Raw genomic sequence first — 18014 nt, forward strand, 5'->3', positions numbered from 1 at the left:
TAGATGAATTGGTATGTAATCATTCCAATGATAATTTCGTTTATCGTTGTATTTTTAATTGGTGTATATGCTTCAAGACGCGTACAAGCGACTGCTAATAATAAATTTTTACAAGAATATTTTCTTGGTGGGCGTGAACTTGGCGGTTTATTATTAGCGATGACAATGATTGCTACGTACGGTAGTGCTAGTAGCTTTATTGGTGGTCCAGGTATTGCGTACAATATGGGCCTCGGATGGGTATTATTATCTGCGATTCAAGTTGTAACAGGGTATATCGTTTTAACGGTTATCGGTAAAAAATTTGCAATTATCGCTAGGAAGATGGAAGCCATTACTCTTATCGACTATTTAAAGGGAAGATACAATAATAAAGCAGTTGTTATACTTTCTGCGTTATGTATTATTATCTTCTTATTTTCAGCAACAGTAGCTCAATGGGTCGGCGGTGGCCGATTAATTGAATCGCTAACGGGTCTATCTTATACAACAGCACTATTTTTATTTACTTTTTCTGTACTTGTGTACGTATTAATTGGTGGATTTCGTGCAGTTGCTTTATCAGATACGTTATTAGGAATCATTATGTTAGTTGGAACGACAATCATTTTAATTGCTACTGTCATTGCTGGTGGTGGAATTGAAAAGATTATGCAGGAGCTTATTCAAATCAATCCAAATTTAATTACACCATTCGGAGCGGATGGTAGTTTAACGAAATCATATGTGACATCATTTTGGATTTTAATTGGAATTGGTGTTGTTGGGTTACCGCAAATTAGCGTGCGTGCCATGTCTTATAAAAATTCAAAAGCTATGCACCAAGCGTTAATAATTGGAACGGTTGTTGTAGGTACAATCATGATTGGTATGCATTTAACAGGTGTATTTGCGCGAGTCGTACTTCCGGGGATAACGGTACCGGATAAAGTCATGCCGCTACTCGCGATGGAAGTGTTGCCACCTTGGCTAGCTGGAGTTTTCTTAGCTGCGCCAATGGCAGCAATTATGTCTACAGTAAACTCGTTATTGTTACTTGTAAGTTCATCAATTATTAAAGACATATACGTAAATTACATAAATAAAGATGCAGCAGACAGTACGATTAGAAAAGGAAGTTTGTGGATTACTGGTATCGTAGGGCTGCTCGTTTATGCAGCAGCAATTAAACCACCAGATTTTTTAATATGGTTAAATTTATTTTCTTTCGGTGGGTTAGAAGCAGCATTCATTTGGCCAATCGTATTAGGGTTATATTGGAGAAAAGGAAATGCAACAGGAGCGCTTGCCTCTATTTTAGTTGGGGTAGGCTCATATATGTGTATTCATCTTTTCTATCCAAATCCGTTCGGTATACATACAGTTGTCTTCCCAATTTGTTTTGCGTTTATCGCTTATATCATTGGAAGTATGAGTGCTGTGAAGAAAAACAGTATAGGTTAGAGGAAGAACGTAGTCCTTATAGAGGACTACGTTTTTTTGTGTGAATTTATTCTTTTTTATTCTGTATATGTAAGGTTATTCATAAATTAATAACAATTGAGGGGATGGAGTTGAGGTCGATGAAAAAAGTGTTATTTTTGGGAGACCCAGGAATTGATGACTCTTTAGCCATCATGTATGGAATTATGCATCCTGATATAGATATTGTTGGTGTTGTAACCGGATATGGAAATGTAACACAAGAAAAGGCGACAAGTAATGCAGCATATTTGCTGCAAATGGCAGGGCGGGAAGATATACCTGTTATTAATGGTGCGAAAATTCCTTTATCCGGAGATGTTACAACGTATTATCCAGAAATTCATGGGGCAGACGGTTTAGGGCCAATTAAACCTCCAAAAGCTTTTTCGCCAAATATAAAACCTTTTTGTGCTTTTTTTGATATTCTTGAAAAGTATAAAGGAGAATTAATCATTGTTGATGCTGGTAGGTCAACGACACTAGCAACAGCATTTATTTTAGAAAAGCCGATGATGAAGTATGTGAAAGAATATTATATAATGGGTGGTGCTTTTTTAATGCCCGGCAATGTGACACCAGTCGCAGAGGCGAATTTTCATGGTGATCCGATTGCGTCACAATTAGTTATGCAAAATGCCAAGAATTTGACATTAGTGCCACTTAACGTTACATCTGAAGCAATTATTACACCAGAAATGGTGAAATATATTACGAAACACTCTAAAACGAATTTTAATAAATTAATTGAACCAATATTTACGTATTATTATAAAGCGTATAAAAAGTTAAATCCGAAAATAACAGGTAGCCCAGTACATGATGTTGTTACAATGATGGTTGCGGCGAATCCGTCTATTTTGGATTATGTGTACCGTCGTGTCGATGTAGATACAGTGGGGATTGCAAAGGGAGAAAGTATTGCTGATTTCCGTCCACAACCTGATGCAAAATCCTTAAAGAATTGGGTGCGAATTGGTTGGTCATTGCACTATAAAAAATTTCTCGAAGACTTCGTGAAAATTATGACGTAGACATAATAGGAGAATACAAGTTAAAATAATGGAGATGATTACTAAAATAATCATCTCCATTATTTTGTTTGAAAGAGATAGATAGAGAAGAGTTATACAATAGGAGAGGAATTTTACTTGAAAAAAACTATAGTATGCGCAGTGATTGTGGGTATTTTCGTTTTGCTAATATCGGGTAATTTTTTAGTGAAAAAAGTGTGGAGTTCAAATAATGATGATGCCCAGTATATCGCATCCTTTATTGAAGAACATAAAGATGAAAAAAATAGTGCGCTTCTCGTGAAGAGAAACGATAAAGTTGTTTATTCTGTAAATCCAAATGTTGTATTGCCAGTTGCTAGTACGATGAAGTTAATTGTGGCGCTTGAATATACGAAACAAGTTACGGAAGGGAAAATTGATCCGTCTAGTTTCATTTCTATTAATGATATAAATCGTTATTATGTGCCGAATACAGATGGCGGTGCACAAGATAGATGGCAAAGGTATTTGCAAAAGACAGACAAGATAACAGAAGGGGCAGTTTCTTTAGAAGAAGTGGCAAAAGGAATGGTTAAGTTTAGTTCGAATGCGAATGCTGAATATTTAATGGAAGTGTTAGGGTTAGATAATATTAATCGAAATTTACAAAGTTTATCCCTTCCAGCACATCAGCCGCTATTTCCGATTGTTTCATCTTTATACATCCCTGGATATTTGCATAAAGAATTACATGTTCCGAAATATAAAATAGAGAAAAAATTAAAAGAAATGTCTCAAGAGCAATATCGTGAATATGCGATGATTATTCATGAGCGCTTAAAAAAGAAGGGACCATTATTACAGAAGGACATACCTCTTTATTTAGAGGAACGTTACGATAAAATTTGGTCAGATCGATTACCAGCAGCTTCTGCAAACGATTATATGGTACTGCTTCAAAAGGCAAATCATAAAGGTGGCCTAACAGACGCAGAAGAAAAAGTGTGGGCTAATATCGTTGAAACGGATATGAGTGCTAAAAAATATCGTAAAACATTTAGACATGCAGGGCAAAAGAATGGTTATACACCATGGACAGTTACAAAAGCAGTTTATGCGATGGATAAACGTGGGAACTGTACAGAAATAGTGTTTTTAGCCAATAATTTAAATGAGGACGACAGTGCAGAAATACGGAAACATTTAGCAAACTTACATTTCCAAGTGTTGCAAAGTGATAAGTATGATGCGACTTTTATTAAGTAAACTCGGTGTAGAGAGCATCGAGTTTATTTTTATCCCGCTTTAATGGGCAGTAAGACCCCCACCTCAAAATTCAGCGAAAGCAAAGAAGTTAGGTGGGGGTCGGGCTGCCCCTAAAAGTCCGATTGGTGAGGGCTGATAATCAGTGGGGATGAAGAAAACCCCCACTGATTAAAGTTTCACTTTATGTACAAGCACTTTTTTCCTATCTCTGGGTATGATGGGTAGTAATACTTAGGTGAGAGGGGAAAAGGTGATGAAACAAAGTAAAGAAGAGTTTATAAAGAGTGAAGGCGCTGATTTCCCTGGAAAAACATATGTAGATTGCGTATTACAACATGTATTTCATTTTCAGCGAAATTACTTATTGAAAGATATGTTTCAAGTGCATAAAGCGCATATCACGATGCTGACTGAAGAAAATTTAATGAAAAAGGAAGAAGCTAAAGTTATACTACACGCATTAAAAAAGGTAGAAGGAATTCCAGAAGAGCAATTGCTCTATACAGAGCGGCATGAAGATCTCTTTTTTTTAGTGGAGCATTTAATTTCTCAAGAAGCGAAAAGCGATTTTGTAAGTAATATGCATATTGGTAGAAGTAGAAATGATATGGGTGTAACGATGTATCGTATGAGTTTAAGACGATATGTATTACGATTAATGGAACATCATTTATTATTGCAAGAAAGTATACTACAACTTGCTGCTGATCATAAAGAAACGATTATGCCAGCTTATACACATACACAACCAGCGCAGCCCACAACATTTGGTCATTATACGTTAGCGATTTATGATACGATGCAGAGAGATTTAGAACGAATGAAACGAACGTACAAACTTTTAAATCAGTCTCCAATGGGAGCCGCAGCTCTTTCTACAACAAGTTTCCCAATTAAACGAGAGCGAGTTGCCAATTTACTTGGGTTTACAAATGTAATTGAGAACTCATATGATGCTGTTGCTGGAGCGGATTATTTATTAGAAGTTAGCTCGTTACTTATGGTAATTATGACGAATACGAGCAGATGGATTCATGACTTTTTATTATTAGCGACGAAAGAATATGATGGTATTACTGTTGCAAAGCCATATGTACAAATAAGTAGCATTATGCCGCAAAAGCGAAATCCAGTTTCCATTGAACATGCCCGTGCGATTACAAGTAGCGCTTTAGGAGAAGCATTTACAGTATTTCAAATGATCCATAATACACCATTTGGTGATATTGTCGATACAGAAGATGATTTGCAGCCGTATTTATATAAAGGGATTGAAAAGACCATTCGTGTTTTTTGTATTATGAATGCAGTGATTCGAACGATGAAAGTAGAAGAAGAAACGTTGAAGAGTCGTTCTTATAAACATGCAATTACGATAACTGATTTCGCAGATGTTTTAACAAAAAACTATAGCATTCCATTTCGGCATGCACATCATGCAGCAAGTGCGATTGCGAATATGTCATTGGAGCAGAAAAAGGAGTTACATGAATTAAATTTCAAAGACATAAATGTATACTTACAAGAAAATTTGAAAGTGAATTTATTAGAAAAAGAGTGGAATGAAATTATATCGCCAGAAGCATTTATTCAAAAAAGAAATGTATACGGTGGACCGAGTAAAAAAGAAATGGAGCGTATGATTAAAAATCGAAAAGAGTCATTTCAAAAAGAAGAAGAGGTATTTGAAAAAGAAAAACAGAGAATTTTACAAGCTGAAACTGATTTGAATATGTTAACTTCGCATAGTATTGAATCGTAAAAGAAGGATTTAATGAATTAATCGCCAATACTTAATGAAACTATAAATAGAGGGAAGAGATTGTCGATGATTCAATTACATGTATATGAAGAGATTCTTAATTTTAAAGAAGAGGTTACACCATTTTTAGAAAAGAATGAGCAGGAAAATAATCTCATATTAGGTGTATTACAAATGGTCCAACAACCGATATTTATGGGGGTAGCAAAACAAGAGGAAGAAATTGCAGTTGTATTTCTTCAAACAGAAGAAAAGAAACAAATCATTGTTGCTACGTCTGAAATTGCGGAAGAGGATATCGTGGAACTTGCAAAAAAATTAACGAAAGTATATTCAAATGTTCCTGGATTAATTGGTAATAAGAAAATTGTACAGAAATTAGCGGAAGAGATTGCAGTGTTAGAAAATAAGAAAACTACTGTTGCAATGGAGCAAGGTATATATGAATTAAAACAAGTGAAGAAAAAGTGGAACGGAGATGGAGTATTTCGAGAAGTAAGTAGTGATGAGCTAACATTAATAGAACAGTGGATTTATCAATTTTGCGAAGATGTAAGGCTTCCTACTACGAAAGAAGAAGCGAAACAAACCGCTCATACATTAATTACGAACCGTCGTCTATTTGGTTTAGAAGTAGATGGGAAGCTTGTTTCTGTAGCTGCAAAAACGAGACCAACTACAAACAATATAACAGTTAATTTCGTATATACACCGAAAGAAGCGCGGAAAAAAGGGTACGCATCTAGTTGTGTCGCTGCACTTAGTCAACGTATGTTAGATGAAGGATATAAGACGACTACGTTATATACTGATCTAGCAAACCCTACGTCTAATAAAATTTATCAAGAAATTGGTTATGAAAAAATTGCGGAGTCTGTACTTATATTTTTAGAGAAATAAAATGAAAAGGCACGCTATTAGAGCGTGCCTTTTTGTTATTCATCAATTCGAATGACTTCACCTTGCGGGAAACTCTCAGTTTCTAGTAAGCTACGAATTGCTTTCGCAACGTATTCAGGTGACAGTAGTTTTCCTTCTTCTTTTAGTGCGATGAAGCGGTCTAAATTTATGAAGTCTTCTTTATTTGTTTCACGAATTTGTGCTTGCATACTTGTATCAACAACACCAGGTGCAAAAGCGACGATTTTTACTGGATATTCTTTTTCTGCTTCTTCGGTTGCTACGCACTGTGTAAACATATTTACACCAGCTTTCGTTGTACAATAAGCGCCCCATCCAAAATAAGGATTTTTTCCTGCACCAGATGAAATGTTTATAACACGTTTATCTACTTTCCAGTCTTTCGTATATCTCATGAAAGTAGAGGTAAGAATCATCGGTGCAAGTAAATTAATTTGAACGTTTGTAATGAAAAGCTCGCTCTCAGCTTTTTCTATTGGTTTCATGGGTGCGAGCGTACCTGCGTTATTAATTAAATGAATAGATGATACAGTATCTTCTTGAATGGATGAAATGATTTCGTTAAAGTTAGTTTCTAATTTATGTACATCTTGAAGATCTAAGGAATGAAAAATGCAATGACTGTTATATTGTTCTGCGAGTTTAGTAAGCTCTTTATTTTCTCTTCTAGAAATAGAGATGACGGTTGTATTTTCTTCTAATAATTGTGTGGCGATTGCCTCACCTAAACCTTGTGAAGTTCCTGTTATGATAACGTAGCGCATAGTGTAGTAAACTCCTCTCCATATATGTGGAATTTTGTTGGACAACGTACATTGTATAGTTTGTCTACATTTTATAGTATAGAGCACTTTTTACTATAATTGAAATGAGATGATTGTGTGCCTTTTATGAATCGCTTTACAACAACAGTAACTGGTGCCGTCACGTTCACTGGGAACACGTTAGGACTAAGTCCTACATCGCCTGCACCAAATAATAACTTCGGTACGATTGATGTATTTACAACGGTAAATACATCGCTCCAAGTACCTGGATTCCCAGCAGGAACGACGAATGACTGGCCATTAAATTCTTCAAGTGCAATTTTGAATCTTCCGGCAGGGAGTAGTATTTTATACGCAGAACTAGTATGGGCCGGCACATACCGGACCGATACAGAGGATGTTTCAGCTTTTTTAAATGATAACATTACATTTACAACACCGGCAGGAACGTTTTCTGTTACACCAGATCCTGCAACTGCGCAGCAAGGTTCAGTAGGGAACCAGTTTTATTATGCGCGCTCTGCCAATGTAACGAATCTTGTTAGTGCAGGTGGGGCAGGAACTTATACTACAGGTGCAGTGCCAGCTGCAAGAACTTCATTTGATCCAACTATTAGTCGTTCGGCTGGTTGGACACTTGAGGTTGTGTATCAAAATGCTAGTTTGCCACTTCGGAATTTATCAGTTTATGCAGGTCAAGAAATTATCGATGCTTCATCACCACCAGTGGATGCTACTATTTCAGGATTTGCTACTCCAGCCACAGGAGCTGTAACAGGACGGGTGCTCGTAACTGCTCAAGAAGGTGATTCTAACATTGTTGGAGATCAACTTCGCTTTGGGCCGAATGCGAATGCTACAGTTGCTGTATTCGGACCGAGAAATCCTGCAAATAATTTCTTTCAGTCACAAATTTGTAATGATAGTGGGAATTTAGATACAACTGGCACCTTTGGAAATTTGAATCAGCCGTTAGGGATAGCTTTAGCCGTCCGAAGACAAGGATGGGATATTACGAATGTAGATGCCTCGTCATCATTAGTAAATAATCAAACGTCAGCGACTGTTCGCTTCGTTACAAATGGAGATGGATATGCTGCAGCTGGTTTTGGTGTTCAAATTGATGCGACAGGGCCAATTATAAATCCTGTTAAATCTGTTGATAAAACCGTTGCAGCAGTAGGTGATATTCTTACCTATACGATTACTGTTCCGAATACAGGGACAGGAAGTGCAGAAAACGTTGTATTACAAGATAGTATTCCGAATGGAACTACGTTTATAGCAGGCAGTGTTACAGTAGGTGGAGTAACTCAGCCGAGCGCCAATCCAGCTAGTGGAATTAATTTAGGAACGATACCGAATAATGCTCAAAGAGTTGTCACGTTTCAAGTGAGAGTTACGTCATTCCCGAATCCGAATCCAATTTCAAATCGTGCGATGGTGTCATACCAATTCCGTCCTTTTGTTGGAAGTCCTCCTATCACAAGTACAGCTTCTTCAAATACAGTACAGACGACGGTAAATCGTGCAAATGTAAGTTTACAAAAATCTGTAGATCTACAGACGGCAACAATTAATGATGTATTAACGTACACAGTGAATGTCACGAACGATGGGAATGTCGCTGCAAATAATGTTATTTTTGTTGATAGTATACCTGCTGGAACAACGTTTATAACAAATAGTGTCACGGTAAATGGGGTAGCACGTCCAGGAGCAAATCCAGCAAGTAGTATTAATCTAGGAAGTATTAATGCTTCGCAAACGACGGTAGTGCGTTTTCAAGTTCGAGTAACATCTAATCCGCTTGTAAATCCAATTCCAAATCGTGCGAGTGTAACATTTAACTTTACTCCAGTACCTGGTCAACAACCAATTTCAGGCCAAGCGACAAGTAATACTGTATTTACTACAATTAATATAGCTGATATAAGAACGAGAAAAACAGTAGATAGAGCTTTTGCGACAGTTAATGACGTTCTTACGTACACCGTTACAATTGAGAATACTGGGAATGTACTTGCGACGAATGTTATTTTTCAAGATCCAATCCCAATTGGAACGACTTTTATCCTAAATAGTGTGACTGTAGATGGGGTTTCACAACCTGGGGCAAATCCTGCGACTGGGTTTACCGTAGCGAATATATCTCCTGGCGGAAGTAGGACAGTGACTTTTCAAGTACGAGTGACATCTACACCATCAGGAGGTACGATTGCAAATCGTGGAAATGTGTCTGCTAATTTCGTCGTTATTCCGAATCAGCCACCGATAACGATTAATAGACAAACGAATACAGTTGTGACACAAGTTAATACAGGCGGTTTAAATGTAATAAAAGAAGTGAATACAATGCAAGCGGCGGTAGGGGATACTTTAACATACACAATTGCCGTCCAAAATACAGGAAACGTACTGTTAACAAATGTATTTTTCCAAGACCCTATTCCTTCCGCTGTTTCATTCGTTGCAAATTCTGTAACAATTAATGGAGTACCACAAAGTGGATTGAATCCGAATACAGGATTCTCTCTTCCGAATATTCCTGCGGCTCAAACAGTTGTAGTCACATTTGACGTATTAATTGTACAGGATCCAGAAAATGAAGATATTTTAAATCAAGCAAATGTAACAGCGAGTTTTCAAGTGAATCCGAGTGAACCACCAGTAACAATCAATGTTCCGAGTAATGTTGTGAATACAACAGTACAATCAGGGAACTTTGAAGTTGTGAAATCAGTCAATACGAATATTGCAACGGTAGGGGATGTTTTAGTATATACAATTGAAATCATAAATGCAGGTAGTGTAATAGCTACAAATGTGTTTTTTCAAGATTCAATTCCACAAGGGACATTATTTATTGAAAACAGTGTAGTTGTTAATGGGGTTTTACAAGAAGGGGCAGATCCAGAACTTGGATTTCCATTAAATAATTTGCCTACTGGTGCGAGTGTAATTGTTGGGTTTGAAGTATTAATTGATGAAATTCCCCAAGGAAATAATGTCGTAAATAATGCGAATGTAACTGGAGATTTTCTTGTAAATCCAACAGAGCCACCGATAACTGTAACAGTACCAAGTAATACTGTTATGACAGTGGTGAATTCTTCAGGATTAAATGTAATAAAAAGTGTAAGCGCTGCTGAAGCAGGTGTAGGAGATACGTTAACGTATACAGTTCGTATACAAAATAGTGGAACAGTAGCAGCGACAAATGTATCATTCGTTGATCCAATTCCATCTGGAACAACGTTTGTAGCAAATAGTGTAACGATAAATGGAACACCTCAGCCAGGTTTAAGCCCAACAATTGGATTTCCACTTGCTAACATTCCGGTAGGAGGGATGGTAACAGTTACTTTTCAAGTGACGATTACGAGTGTACCACCAAATAGAGTTCTTCCGAATAATGCGAATGTAACTGCTGATTTCCAAGTAAGTCCTCTCCAGCCACCAGTTACAATTGTAACGATTAGTAACATTGTTGTGACGCGAGTGAATGTAGGATCACTTAATGTAATGAAGAGTGTAAATACACCCCAAGCAGGTATAGGAGATACGCTAACGTATACGATTCGCATTCAAAATACAGGAACTGTTCCTGCAACGAATATTATTTTTCAAGATCCAATTCCGTCTGGTGCTGCGTTTGTAGCAAATAGTGTGACGATAAACGGAGTCGTTCAGCAAGGCGCGAATCCAATGGTAGGTTTCCCAGTACCAAATATTCCGGTCGGGCAAACATCTACGATTACGTTTCAAGTTACAGTGACGAGTGTTCCGAGCGGTGGAAATATAAGAAACCAATCGAACGTTACTGCAAGTTTTCTTATAAATCCAGCAAACCCTCCAATAACGACTGTTACGAATAGTAATTTCGTTGTGACACAAGTAAACACTGCTCGATTAAATATACAAAAATCTTCATCTGTACAACAAGCTGCACTTGGAGAGACTTACACGTATTCTGTAGTCATTCGAAATAACGGCACAGTAACAGCAACGAATGTTTCCTTCATTGATCCAATTGCTCCAGAAACAACATTTGTAGCAAATAGCGTAACGATAAATGGAACGCCTCAACCTGGATTTGATCCAAATATAGGTTTTACGCTTCCTAATATCGCTGCTGGAACATCATTGACTGCAACGTTCCAAGTAACAGTAGTTGCGCCATCCACGCGCGGAGCCGTATTAAACACGGCATCTGCAACAGCCACTTTTTTATTAAATCCTTTACAGCCCCCTGTAACAACAACCAATTCAAGTAATACGACAGTAGTTACGATACCGTTACCTCCTCCTGGTGAAGTAACAGCAACAAAAACAGTTGATGTTGCTGCTGGAGCGGTTGGGGATGTATTAACGTATACTGTGCTAATTTCAAACGTAGGAATTATACCAGTTACAGATGTGTTCTTTCAAGATGTCATACCAGAAGGAACGATATTTGTAGCAAATAGTGTAACGATAGGTGGGGGGCAGCAACTTGGCTTAAATCCAGAAACAGGATTTCCAGTTAGTCCGTTATTAAATGCAGGTGCAAATATTGCTGTGACGTTCCAAGTGACGATTACGGAGATTCCAGATAATGAAGTCATATTAAATGATGCAGATGTTACATTTACTTCACAACCAAATCCGCAGGAACCACCAATTACGGAAACGATATTAACGAATTTAGTAGTTACGACAATTAATATAGCGTCTATATTTCCATTAAAACTAGTCGATAAAGAGGTAGCGACGGTTGGAGAAATATTAACGTATGATGTATTAATCTTTAATTTCGGTACAGTGGCAGCAACGAATGTTAAATTTATAGATACAACTTCCGCCGGTGTAGCATTTGTACCGGGAAGTGTGAGCATAAATGGGGTGCCGGCACCAGGATTAGATCCTTTCATTGGCTTTACAGTTCCAGATATCCCTGTAGATGATTTTGTACTTGTCACATATCAGGAAGTGGTTACGAGCATACCTGAGGGGGGAACGATTGTTAACTTTGTAGACGTTACAGCTACATTTGCTGTAAGTGAAACAGAGCCGCCTATTACAGAAACAATAACAAGTAATACGACATTAACAGAAATTAATGAACCCGGTTTAAATGTTTTAAAATCAGTAAGTCAGCCGGTTGTTGCAGTAGGCGATACAATCACATATACAACAGTAGTTCAAAATACAGGTACAGTGGTAGCGACGAATGTTCAATATAGTGATGTATTGCCGTCCTCGATTACATTTGTACCAGATAGTGTAACGATAGATGGTGTGCTACAACCTGGATTCAATCCTAATAATGGATTCCCACTTCCAGATATAAATCCAGGTGAAAGTGTAGAAGTTACATTCCAAGTAACAGTTGTCAATGTTCCATCAAACGGAACAATTGTCAATACGGCAAATGTTACAGGAAGTTTTATATTAGTACCAGGAGAACCACCAATTGTAGTGAATCAGCCAAGTAACACGACGCTCACAACTGTAAATAGAGGACGATTTAATGTTATTAAACAAGTAAATAGAGCAGCTACTCTCGTTGGAGATGTATTAACGTATACAGTTCAAATAACGAATACGGGAACAGTAACAGCAAATGATGTTCAGTTTATTGATACGATTTCAGTAGGAGCGTCATTTGTCCCAAATAGTGTAACGATAAATGGAATTTCGCAACCGAATTTAAATCCGATCACTGGCTTTGGAGTTGGAGATATACCCGTTGGTGAAACGGTTATCGTGACGTTTCAAGCGACAGTTACAAACATCCCGTCATCAGGAACCATTACGAACGTTGCAAATATAACAGGAAGCTTTACTTTAGTACCAGGAGAGCCGCCGGTTGTAGTAACTGAACCGAGTAATACGACAATAACAAGGGTAAATAGAGGGAGATTTAATGTTATAAAAACCGTAAATAAGCAAGCAACACGATTAGGGGATACGTTAACTTATAGTGTGCAAGTTACAAATACGGGAACGGTATTAGCGACGAATGTTCAGTTTATCGATGTTCCGTCACCTAGTTTAGAATTCATTCCTGGAAGTGTACAAATAAATGGAATTTCGCAAGTAGGTTTAGATCCATTTGTAGGCTTTTCATTACCAGATCTTGCAGTAGGGGACAGTATATTAATTACATTTGAAGTAAATGTAATCGCAATTCCGCCTTCTAGTAGCATTATGAATACAGCGAGAGTAGCTGGTGATTTCGAATTGATTCCAGGAGAACCACCGTTTACAATTACGAACTCAAGTAATACGACAGTCACACCAGTAAATCGAGGTAGTTTAGATATGCTGAAAGAAGTAGATCATCCGATTGTTGGAGTGGGAGAAACGGTAACGTATACTGTTCGTATATTAAATACTGGTACGGCTGATGCGATGAATGTTCAATTTATAGACGTGTTATCTCAGGAAGCTGAGTTTGTTCCAAATAGTGTAACGATAAATGGAGTTCCGCAACCAGGGTTAAATCCACAGGCTGGATTTACGATACCAGACATCCCAGTGGGTGAGACGGCACTTGTAACATATGAAGCTACGATTACAAGTTTTCCAGATGGTGGTACAGTAGTGAACCTTGCTGGGGCGTTAGCAGAATATATTTTAGTACCAGGAGAACCGCCAGTTACAGTGATGGATACGAGCAATACAGTTATTGTAACGGTAAATACTGCAATCTTATTTGTTGCAAAAGGAGCGGATTTTGAAGTAGCGATGGTAGGAGATGTTGTCACTTACGGAATTGCTGTTATAAATGATAGTACAGTTCCTGTGACGAATATTGTTTTAACAGATATCATTGATCCGAATACGTTATTTATAAATGGCTCGGTAACGGTAAATGATGTACCTTTTCCATTTGCCAACCCGAATACAGGTATTCCGTTAGGTGATTTTCAGCCAAATGATGCAGCAATTATTAATTTCCAAGTTGTAATAACAGGAGGGCAAATAAATAACTTAGTTACAAATACAGCTACGGCGAGTGGGCTTGCAATTGTGAATCCAAATGAACCGCCTGTAGTAGTTGAAGGCGATAGCAATACAGTTGTTATCCCGTTTATTCCTCAAAATGTCTCAACGACTGTTGTAAAAGTGGCAGACCATCAAACAGCAACAATAGGAGATGTTATTACGTTTACGACAGTTATTACAAATACGGGAGATACAGCGATACAAAATATTCGTTTTCAAGATATGTTAGATAGTAGTGTTCAATTTGTCCTTGGAAGTGTAACGGTTGATAATACGCCAGTGCCAAATGTAAACCCAATATCAGGATTTCTTATAGGAAGTTTAAATCCAGGTGAAGCACGCACAGTCTCGTTCCAAGTAGTAGTTCAGAGCGCGCCAAGTGGTTCAGGAAATTATATAAATCAAGCGAGTATTCGCTTCGAACATCAAGTAGGTACAGTGTTACCGCCTGTTACACAAATAATAGAAAGTAATATTGTGGTCATACCGTTCGTCCCGACGATCGAACAAATTTGTGAAACAAACTTTAATTGCTTAGAGAAAATTCCATTTCAATGTTCTCCGTGTAATCATTTGCACGAACATAAGAAATAAAAACAAAAAGAGCATTTTGTGAAGTGCCCCCTAAAAGTTAGACACGGTTATTTCATTAGGCAGCTTGATAAAAGTGAGTCCGGTATGTACCGGGCTCATTTTTAATTTTTTAATAAAGGAACCTAAATCATAACCTGTTTTTATTATAGCTATAGCTGAAATCACAATTAATGGATATTTAATATATGGATTGTTGAGGAGTTCCATTATGTTTTTCATGTTGTAAACCTCCTTGGTATTATTTATATCATTATATTTACAATATATAATATAATGATTAGCAGTCAATATAATGTAAAGAAAGATACTTAATTGAAGGAGAACTAAACAAAATAATAGATAAAAAAACCTTTATTTTTATCATTTCTTCTACAAGTAATTAAGAGTCAGTATAGCATATAGAAACAGATCTTAGGAAAGAGGCTATTAGGCAATTGAAATAAGCCTCTACTTTTACCGTATTTAGTTTAAGAATTAGTTTGTCCAATTCTTTTGAAACATAACTATAATAATTTAATTTCAATATCATAAGCAACTCAATTATTATATAGAAATACAAATTCAATGACTTGAGTTCAATGTTTTGTTACGCTATAAATAGCTTGATTTGTTTTTAACTTAAACATATTAAGAGTACTTAATAATTTTGATGAAGGTGTACTTACAAGCATTTCAGGAGATAGTGCTCAAGATTTACAGCAACAGGGAGACTTAAATCAGTCTAGTACTCTATCAAAAGAGGATGCAAAGAACCAGATTTTTAATCTATACGGGAACGATCTTAAATTTGTTGAGGAACCTGAGATCAAAGAAGTAGTATATGTGAATACGTCCTATAAAGTAAAATTTATGCTCTGGATCTTTAGCTCAGCTGGTTAGAGCAAACGGCTCATAACCGTTCGGTCGTAGGTTCGAGTCCTACAAGGTCCACTTATAAAAACAAGGAGAAAGCACTCAAATGGGGGCTTTCTCCTTGTTTTTAATAAATAAAATGTCTTTTTTCCTTTAGCAAGGTTTATAAAATTCTAAGAGTTCAACTGGAATATTATTTTTGTATGCTATACATGCTTTTGTATCACCAGGCTGAATGGTCTTTTGGTCAATTAACAAAAGCGCAGCAAACGTATTTGCTTCTATCTCTAATTTGTCAACGGAAAAGAATGTATTCTTACGCAGAAAAGGTGTATTTGCATGAGTATGTAGGACTGCATGTCCTAATTCATGAGCACAAACAGTTCTCTGCATAGATGGAGATAAATTAGTATTAATAACAATGAAACGATTTCTTTTTTCATATTTATAAAAACCATTTATTTCTTCATGTAAATCCCATGTTAGTACATGTATTTTTAAGTAATCTGCAAGCTCATAGGGGTTTGTCGTGTTGTATTTGTTGCTAAGTTGTTGGACTAGATCTCTAATGACGAATTTCAATGTATTCCCTCCTAAGCTCGCATCAGTTATCGTCTGGTTTACGATATTTCTTAGGCACGTATTTTTTATTGATTACTTTCGTTTGTTTTACAATATACTCCATTGCATCTAATAGTGATTCTACAGCTTCTTGACTCATAGGTTCACCAGAGAACATTAAGCCATCTTCTCCTTGAAGGTCTTTTTTTATTTCTTCCATTCTTTTTGCTATGTCTTTCTCATCTTTTGGCGTTAATTGCTTCTTAGTTTCGTCCGTAACAGCTCGTCCTAGTAAATAGTCAGCTGAAACTGAAAAACAATCCGCTAATTTAGTTAGAACATCATGTGGAGGGAATCTTTCTTCTGATTCGTAGTAGCCTATCATTCTTTGGGATACTCCAATTTTTTCAGCCAATTGTTTTTGTGTTAAATTTTCTTTTTTTCGTAAGGATTTTATTCTAACTCCTATCACATTGTTCACCTCTCTAATTAAACTAATTGTTCTCTTTGGATTTATTTTAGCACAAAAAGTTCCTTTTTGCATTGACAATGAACAATTAGTTCTTTAATCTATATTTAGAACTAATTGTTCTTACGGAGGTGGATTAATTGGTAACAAAATGTATGAACCGGAAAAGAAGTTATATAAAGAACTTGCTGGTTATTGTGGGGTTACGGAACGATATATTCGAATGATTGATCAAAAAGAAAGAACTCCATCAATGGGAACAGCTAAGAAGATTGCTAAGTATTTTGATATGAGTATAGATGCTCTTTTTTTTAGTAATAAATCGAACTTAAAGTTCTTTTTAATATTGTGTTGGTTTGAAAGGAATAAAAAGTAGGTTTCATCATGGGGAAGTTATTGATAGTGAGTACAGAATCTCGAATGTAGGTATTTGATCTTAACAATAGTGAAGAGGTAGATAGTATGGGGATTTTTAGAGTTAAAAAGGATAATAATTATTCCGTTATTAATAATACGGGTTTAAAAGATAAAAGGCTTTCTTGGAAGGCGAAGGGGATATTAGCATACATACTTACACTTCCAGATGATTGGGTGTTTTATAGGGAAGAATTATCGCAGCACGCCAAAGATGGTATTAATAGCTTAAGAGCTGGAATGCAAGAATTAAAAGAGTACGGATATATTAAGAGATTTCCTATTAAAGATGTAAAAAACAAAATTGTTAGGTGGGAGACTATTATTTACGAAATCCCATTGGAGGATTTTCCACCAGTGGAAAACCCACCTGTTGATAATCCTGTTGCTGGGAATCTACTGGTGGAAAATCGCAAGCTACTAAATACTGATTTAAAAAGTACTAAAAAACTAAACACTGATACACAAAATAAGGATCATCATCATGATAATAAGGAAAAATCACTCCCACAAAGATTGATAAATGAAGATTTCAAAATAAGTTATAAATTTTTGCTGAAGAATGGAATATTGTTAAGTGAAATAGCTATTGCAGAGCTGGGTGAATTTTGCGAAGCATTAGGTAGTGAACTAATTTTGGAAGCAGTAAAGAGATCAATTGATGAGAATATACCAAAGTGGAGGTATGTACGTGGAATTCTTAAAAATTGGGAAAGTCAAAAAGTAAAAACAATTAATGATGTAGTTGTGTTAGATGCACAGTTTGATCTTTGTAAGAATAAGAAGCAATCTAGGTCAGGGTATACCAAACGAAAAGAACTGGTACCAGAATGGCTACGTGAAAAAGAAGAAGTTCCAGAAGAGCAGCCTATACAAAATAATGAGTTAACTATTGAAGAAGAGCGTGAGAGATTAAAAGCTTTACTAAGAAAATATAAATCATAATTAATATTCGTGAA

General features: G+C 36.5%; 12 protein-coding genes, 1 tRNA gene and 1 pseudogene. 10 read left to right on the forward strand and 4 right to left on the reverse strand.

What is annotated here, in order from left to right:
- The first annotated feature begins 3 nt into the window (after positions 1-3).
- From panF to AC1Q8N_RS22255, 5 genes are all read left to right on the forward strand, one after another.
- The gene (gene panF, locus AC1Q8N_RS22235; protein WP_001104842.1) at positions 4-1443 is read left to right on the forward strand and encodes a sodium/pantothenate symporter; all 1440 of its coding nucleotides are present in this window, start codon (positions 4-6) and stop codon (positions 1441-1443) included.
- A 119-nt stretch (positions 1444-1562) separates the two neighbouring features.
- Entirely contained in the window at positions 1563-2495 is a 933-nt protein-coding gene (locus AC1Q8N_RS22240; RefSeq protein WP_000756434.1) for a nucleoside hydrolase, read from the forward strand.
- 117 nt (positions 2496-2612) lie between these two features.
- Positions 2613-3722 (forward strand): serine hydrolase, encoded by a 1110-nt coding sequence (locus AC1Q8N_RS22245; RefSeq protein WP_098048265.1) that lies wholly within the window; start codon positions 2613-2615, stop codon positions 3720-3722.
- Between the two features lie 253 nt (positions 3723-3975).
- Positions 3976-5484, forward strand: coding sequence for an argininosuccinate lyase (argH, locus tag AC1Q8N_RS22250; protein ID WP_098090568.1), 1509 nt, complete (start codon positions 3976-3978; stop codon positions 5482-5484).
- Positions 5485-5550: 66 nt separating this feature from the next.
- Positions 5551-6384: a GNAT family N-acetyltransferase gene (locus AC1Q8N_RS22255; protein ID WP_098048266.1), complete on the forward strand. Its 834-nt coding sequence runs from the start codon at positions 5551-5553 to the stop codon at positions 6382-6384.
- A 35-nt stretch (positions 6385-6419) separates the two neighbouring features.
- Here AC1Q8N_RS22255 and AC1Q8N_RS22260 read toward each other — a convergent pair whose 3' ends face one another.
- Positions 6420-7169 carry a (S)-benzoin forming benzil reductase gene (locus AC1Q8N_RS22260; protein WP_493521383.1) on the reverse strand — a complete coding sequence of 250 codons (750 nt, stop codon included), beginning with the start codon at positions 7167-7169 and terminating at the stop codon, positions 6420-6422.
- A 117-nt stretch (positions 7170-7286) separates the two neighbouring features.
- On the opposite strand from AC1Q8N_RS22260, the gene AC1Q8N_RS22265 reads away from it, so the two are divergent.
- Entirely contained in the window at positions 7287-14759 is a 7473-nt protein-coding gene (locus AC1Q8N_RS22265) for a DUF7507 domain-containing protein (RefSeq protein WP_493521384.1), read from the forward strand.
- A gap of 30 nt (positions 14760-14789) precedes the next feature.
- On the opposite strand, the gene AC1Q8N_RS22270 is transcribed toward AC1Q8N_RS22265, so the two are convergent.
- A complete protein-coding gene (locus AC1Q8N_RS22270; protein ID WP_098077977.1) occupies positions 14790-14978 on the reverse strand; it encodes a hypothetical protein in 189 nt (62 codons plus the stop codon).
- Positions 14979-15407: 429 nt separating this feature from the next.
- Here AC1Q8N_RS22270 and AC1Q8N_RS22275 point away from each other — a divergent pair.
- Positions 15408-15587 (forward strand): annotated as a pseudogene (locus AC1Q8N_RS22275) (M4 family metallopeptidase); the annotation flags it as partial.
- Positions 15588-15615: 28 nt separating this feature from the next.
- A tRNA-Ile gene (locus AC1Q8N_RS22280) sits at positions 15616-15689 on the forward strand.
- Between the two features lie 75 nt (positions 15690-15764).
- Here AC1Q8N_RS22280 and AC1Q8N_RS22285 read toward each other — a convergent pair.
- Entirely contained in the window at positions 15765-16193 is a 429-nt protein-coding gene (locus tag AC1Q8N_RS22285) for an ImmA/IrrE family metallo-endopeptidase (protein WP_000673783.1), read from the reverse strand.
- 22 nt (positions 16194-16215) lie between these two features.
- Entirely contained in the window at positions 16216-16644 is a 429-nt protein-coding gene (locus AC1Q8N_RS22290) for a helix-turn-helix domain-containing protein (protein ID WP_048543952.1), read from the reverse strand.
- A gap of 136 nt (positions 16645-16780) precedes the next feature.
- Between AC1Q8N_RS22290 and AC1Q8N_RS22295 the strand changes: the two genes are divergently transcribed.
- Positions 16781-17017: a helix-turn-helix transcriptional regulator gene (locus AC1Q8N_RS22295; protein WP_098642783.1), complete on the forward strand. Its 237-nt coding sequence runs from the start codon at positions 16781-16783 to the stop codon at positions 17015-17017.
- 86 nt (positions 17018-17103) lie between these two features.
- Complete coding sequence (locus AC1Q8N_RS22300) at positions 17104-18000, forward strand: DnaD domain-containing protein (RefSeq protein ID WP_098077980.1); 897 nt, start codon at positions 17104-17106, stop codon at positions 17998-18000.
- The last annotated feature ends 14 nt before the right edge of the window (positions 18001-18014 follow it).

The organism is Bacillus sp. GW823-FHT06B01, from assembly GCF_058952315.1.

Coding starts and splice junctions, on each gene's coding strand:
- panF (WP_001104842.1), top strand. CDS start 4: ATGAATTGGTATGTAATCATTCCAATGATAATTTCGTTTATCGTTGTA.
- AC1Q8N_RS22240 (WP_000756434.1), top strand. CDS start 1,563: ATGAAAAAAGTGTTATTTTTGGGAGACCCAGGAATTGATGACTCTTTA.
- AC1Q8N_RS22300 (WP_098077980.1), top strand. CDS start 17,104: ATGGGGATTTTTAGAGTTAAAAAGGATAATAATTATTCCGTTATTAAT.
- AC1Q8N_RS22270 (WP_098077977.1), bottom strand. CDS start 14,978: ATGAAAAACATAATGGAACTCCTCAACAATCCATATATTAAATATCCA.
- AC1Q8N_RS22255 (WP_098048266.1), top strand. CDS start 5,551: ATGATTCAATTACATGTATATGAAGAGATTCTTAATTTTAAAGAAGAG.
- AC1Q8N_RS22260 (WP_493521383.1), bottom strand. CDS start 7,169: ATGCGCTACGTTATCATAACAGGAACTTCACAAGGTTTAGGTGAGGCA.
- argH (WP_098090568.1), top strand. CDS start 3,976: ATGAAACAAAGTAAAGAAGAGTTTATAAAGAGTGAAGGCGCTGATTTC.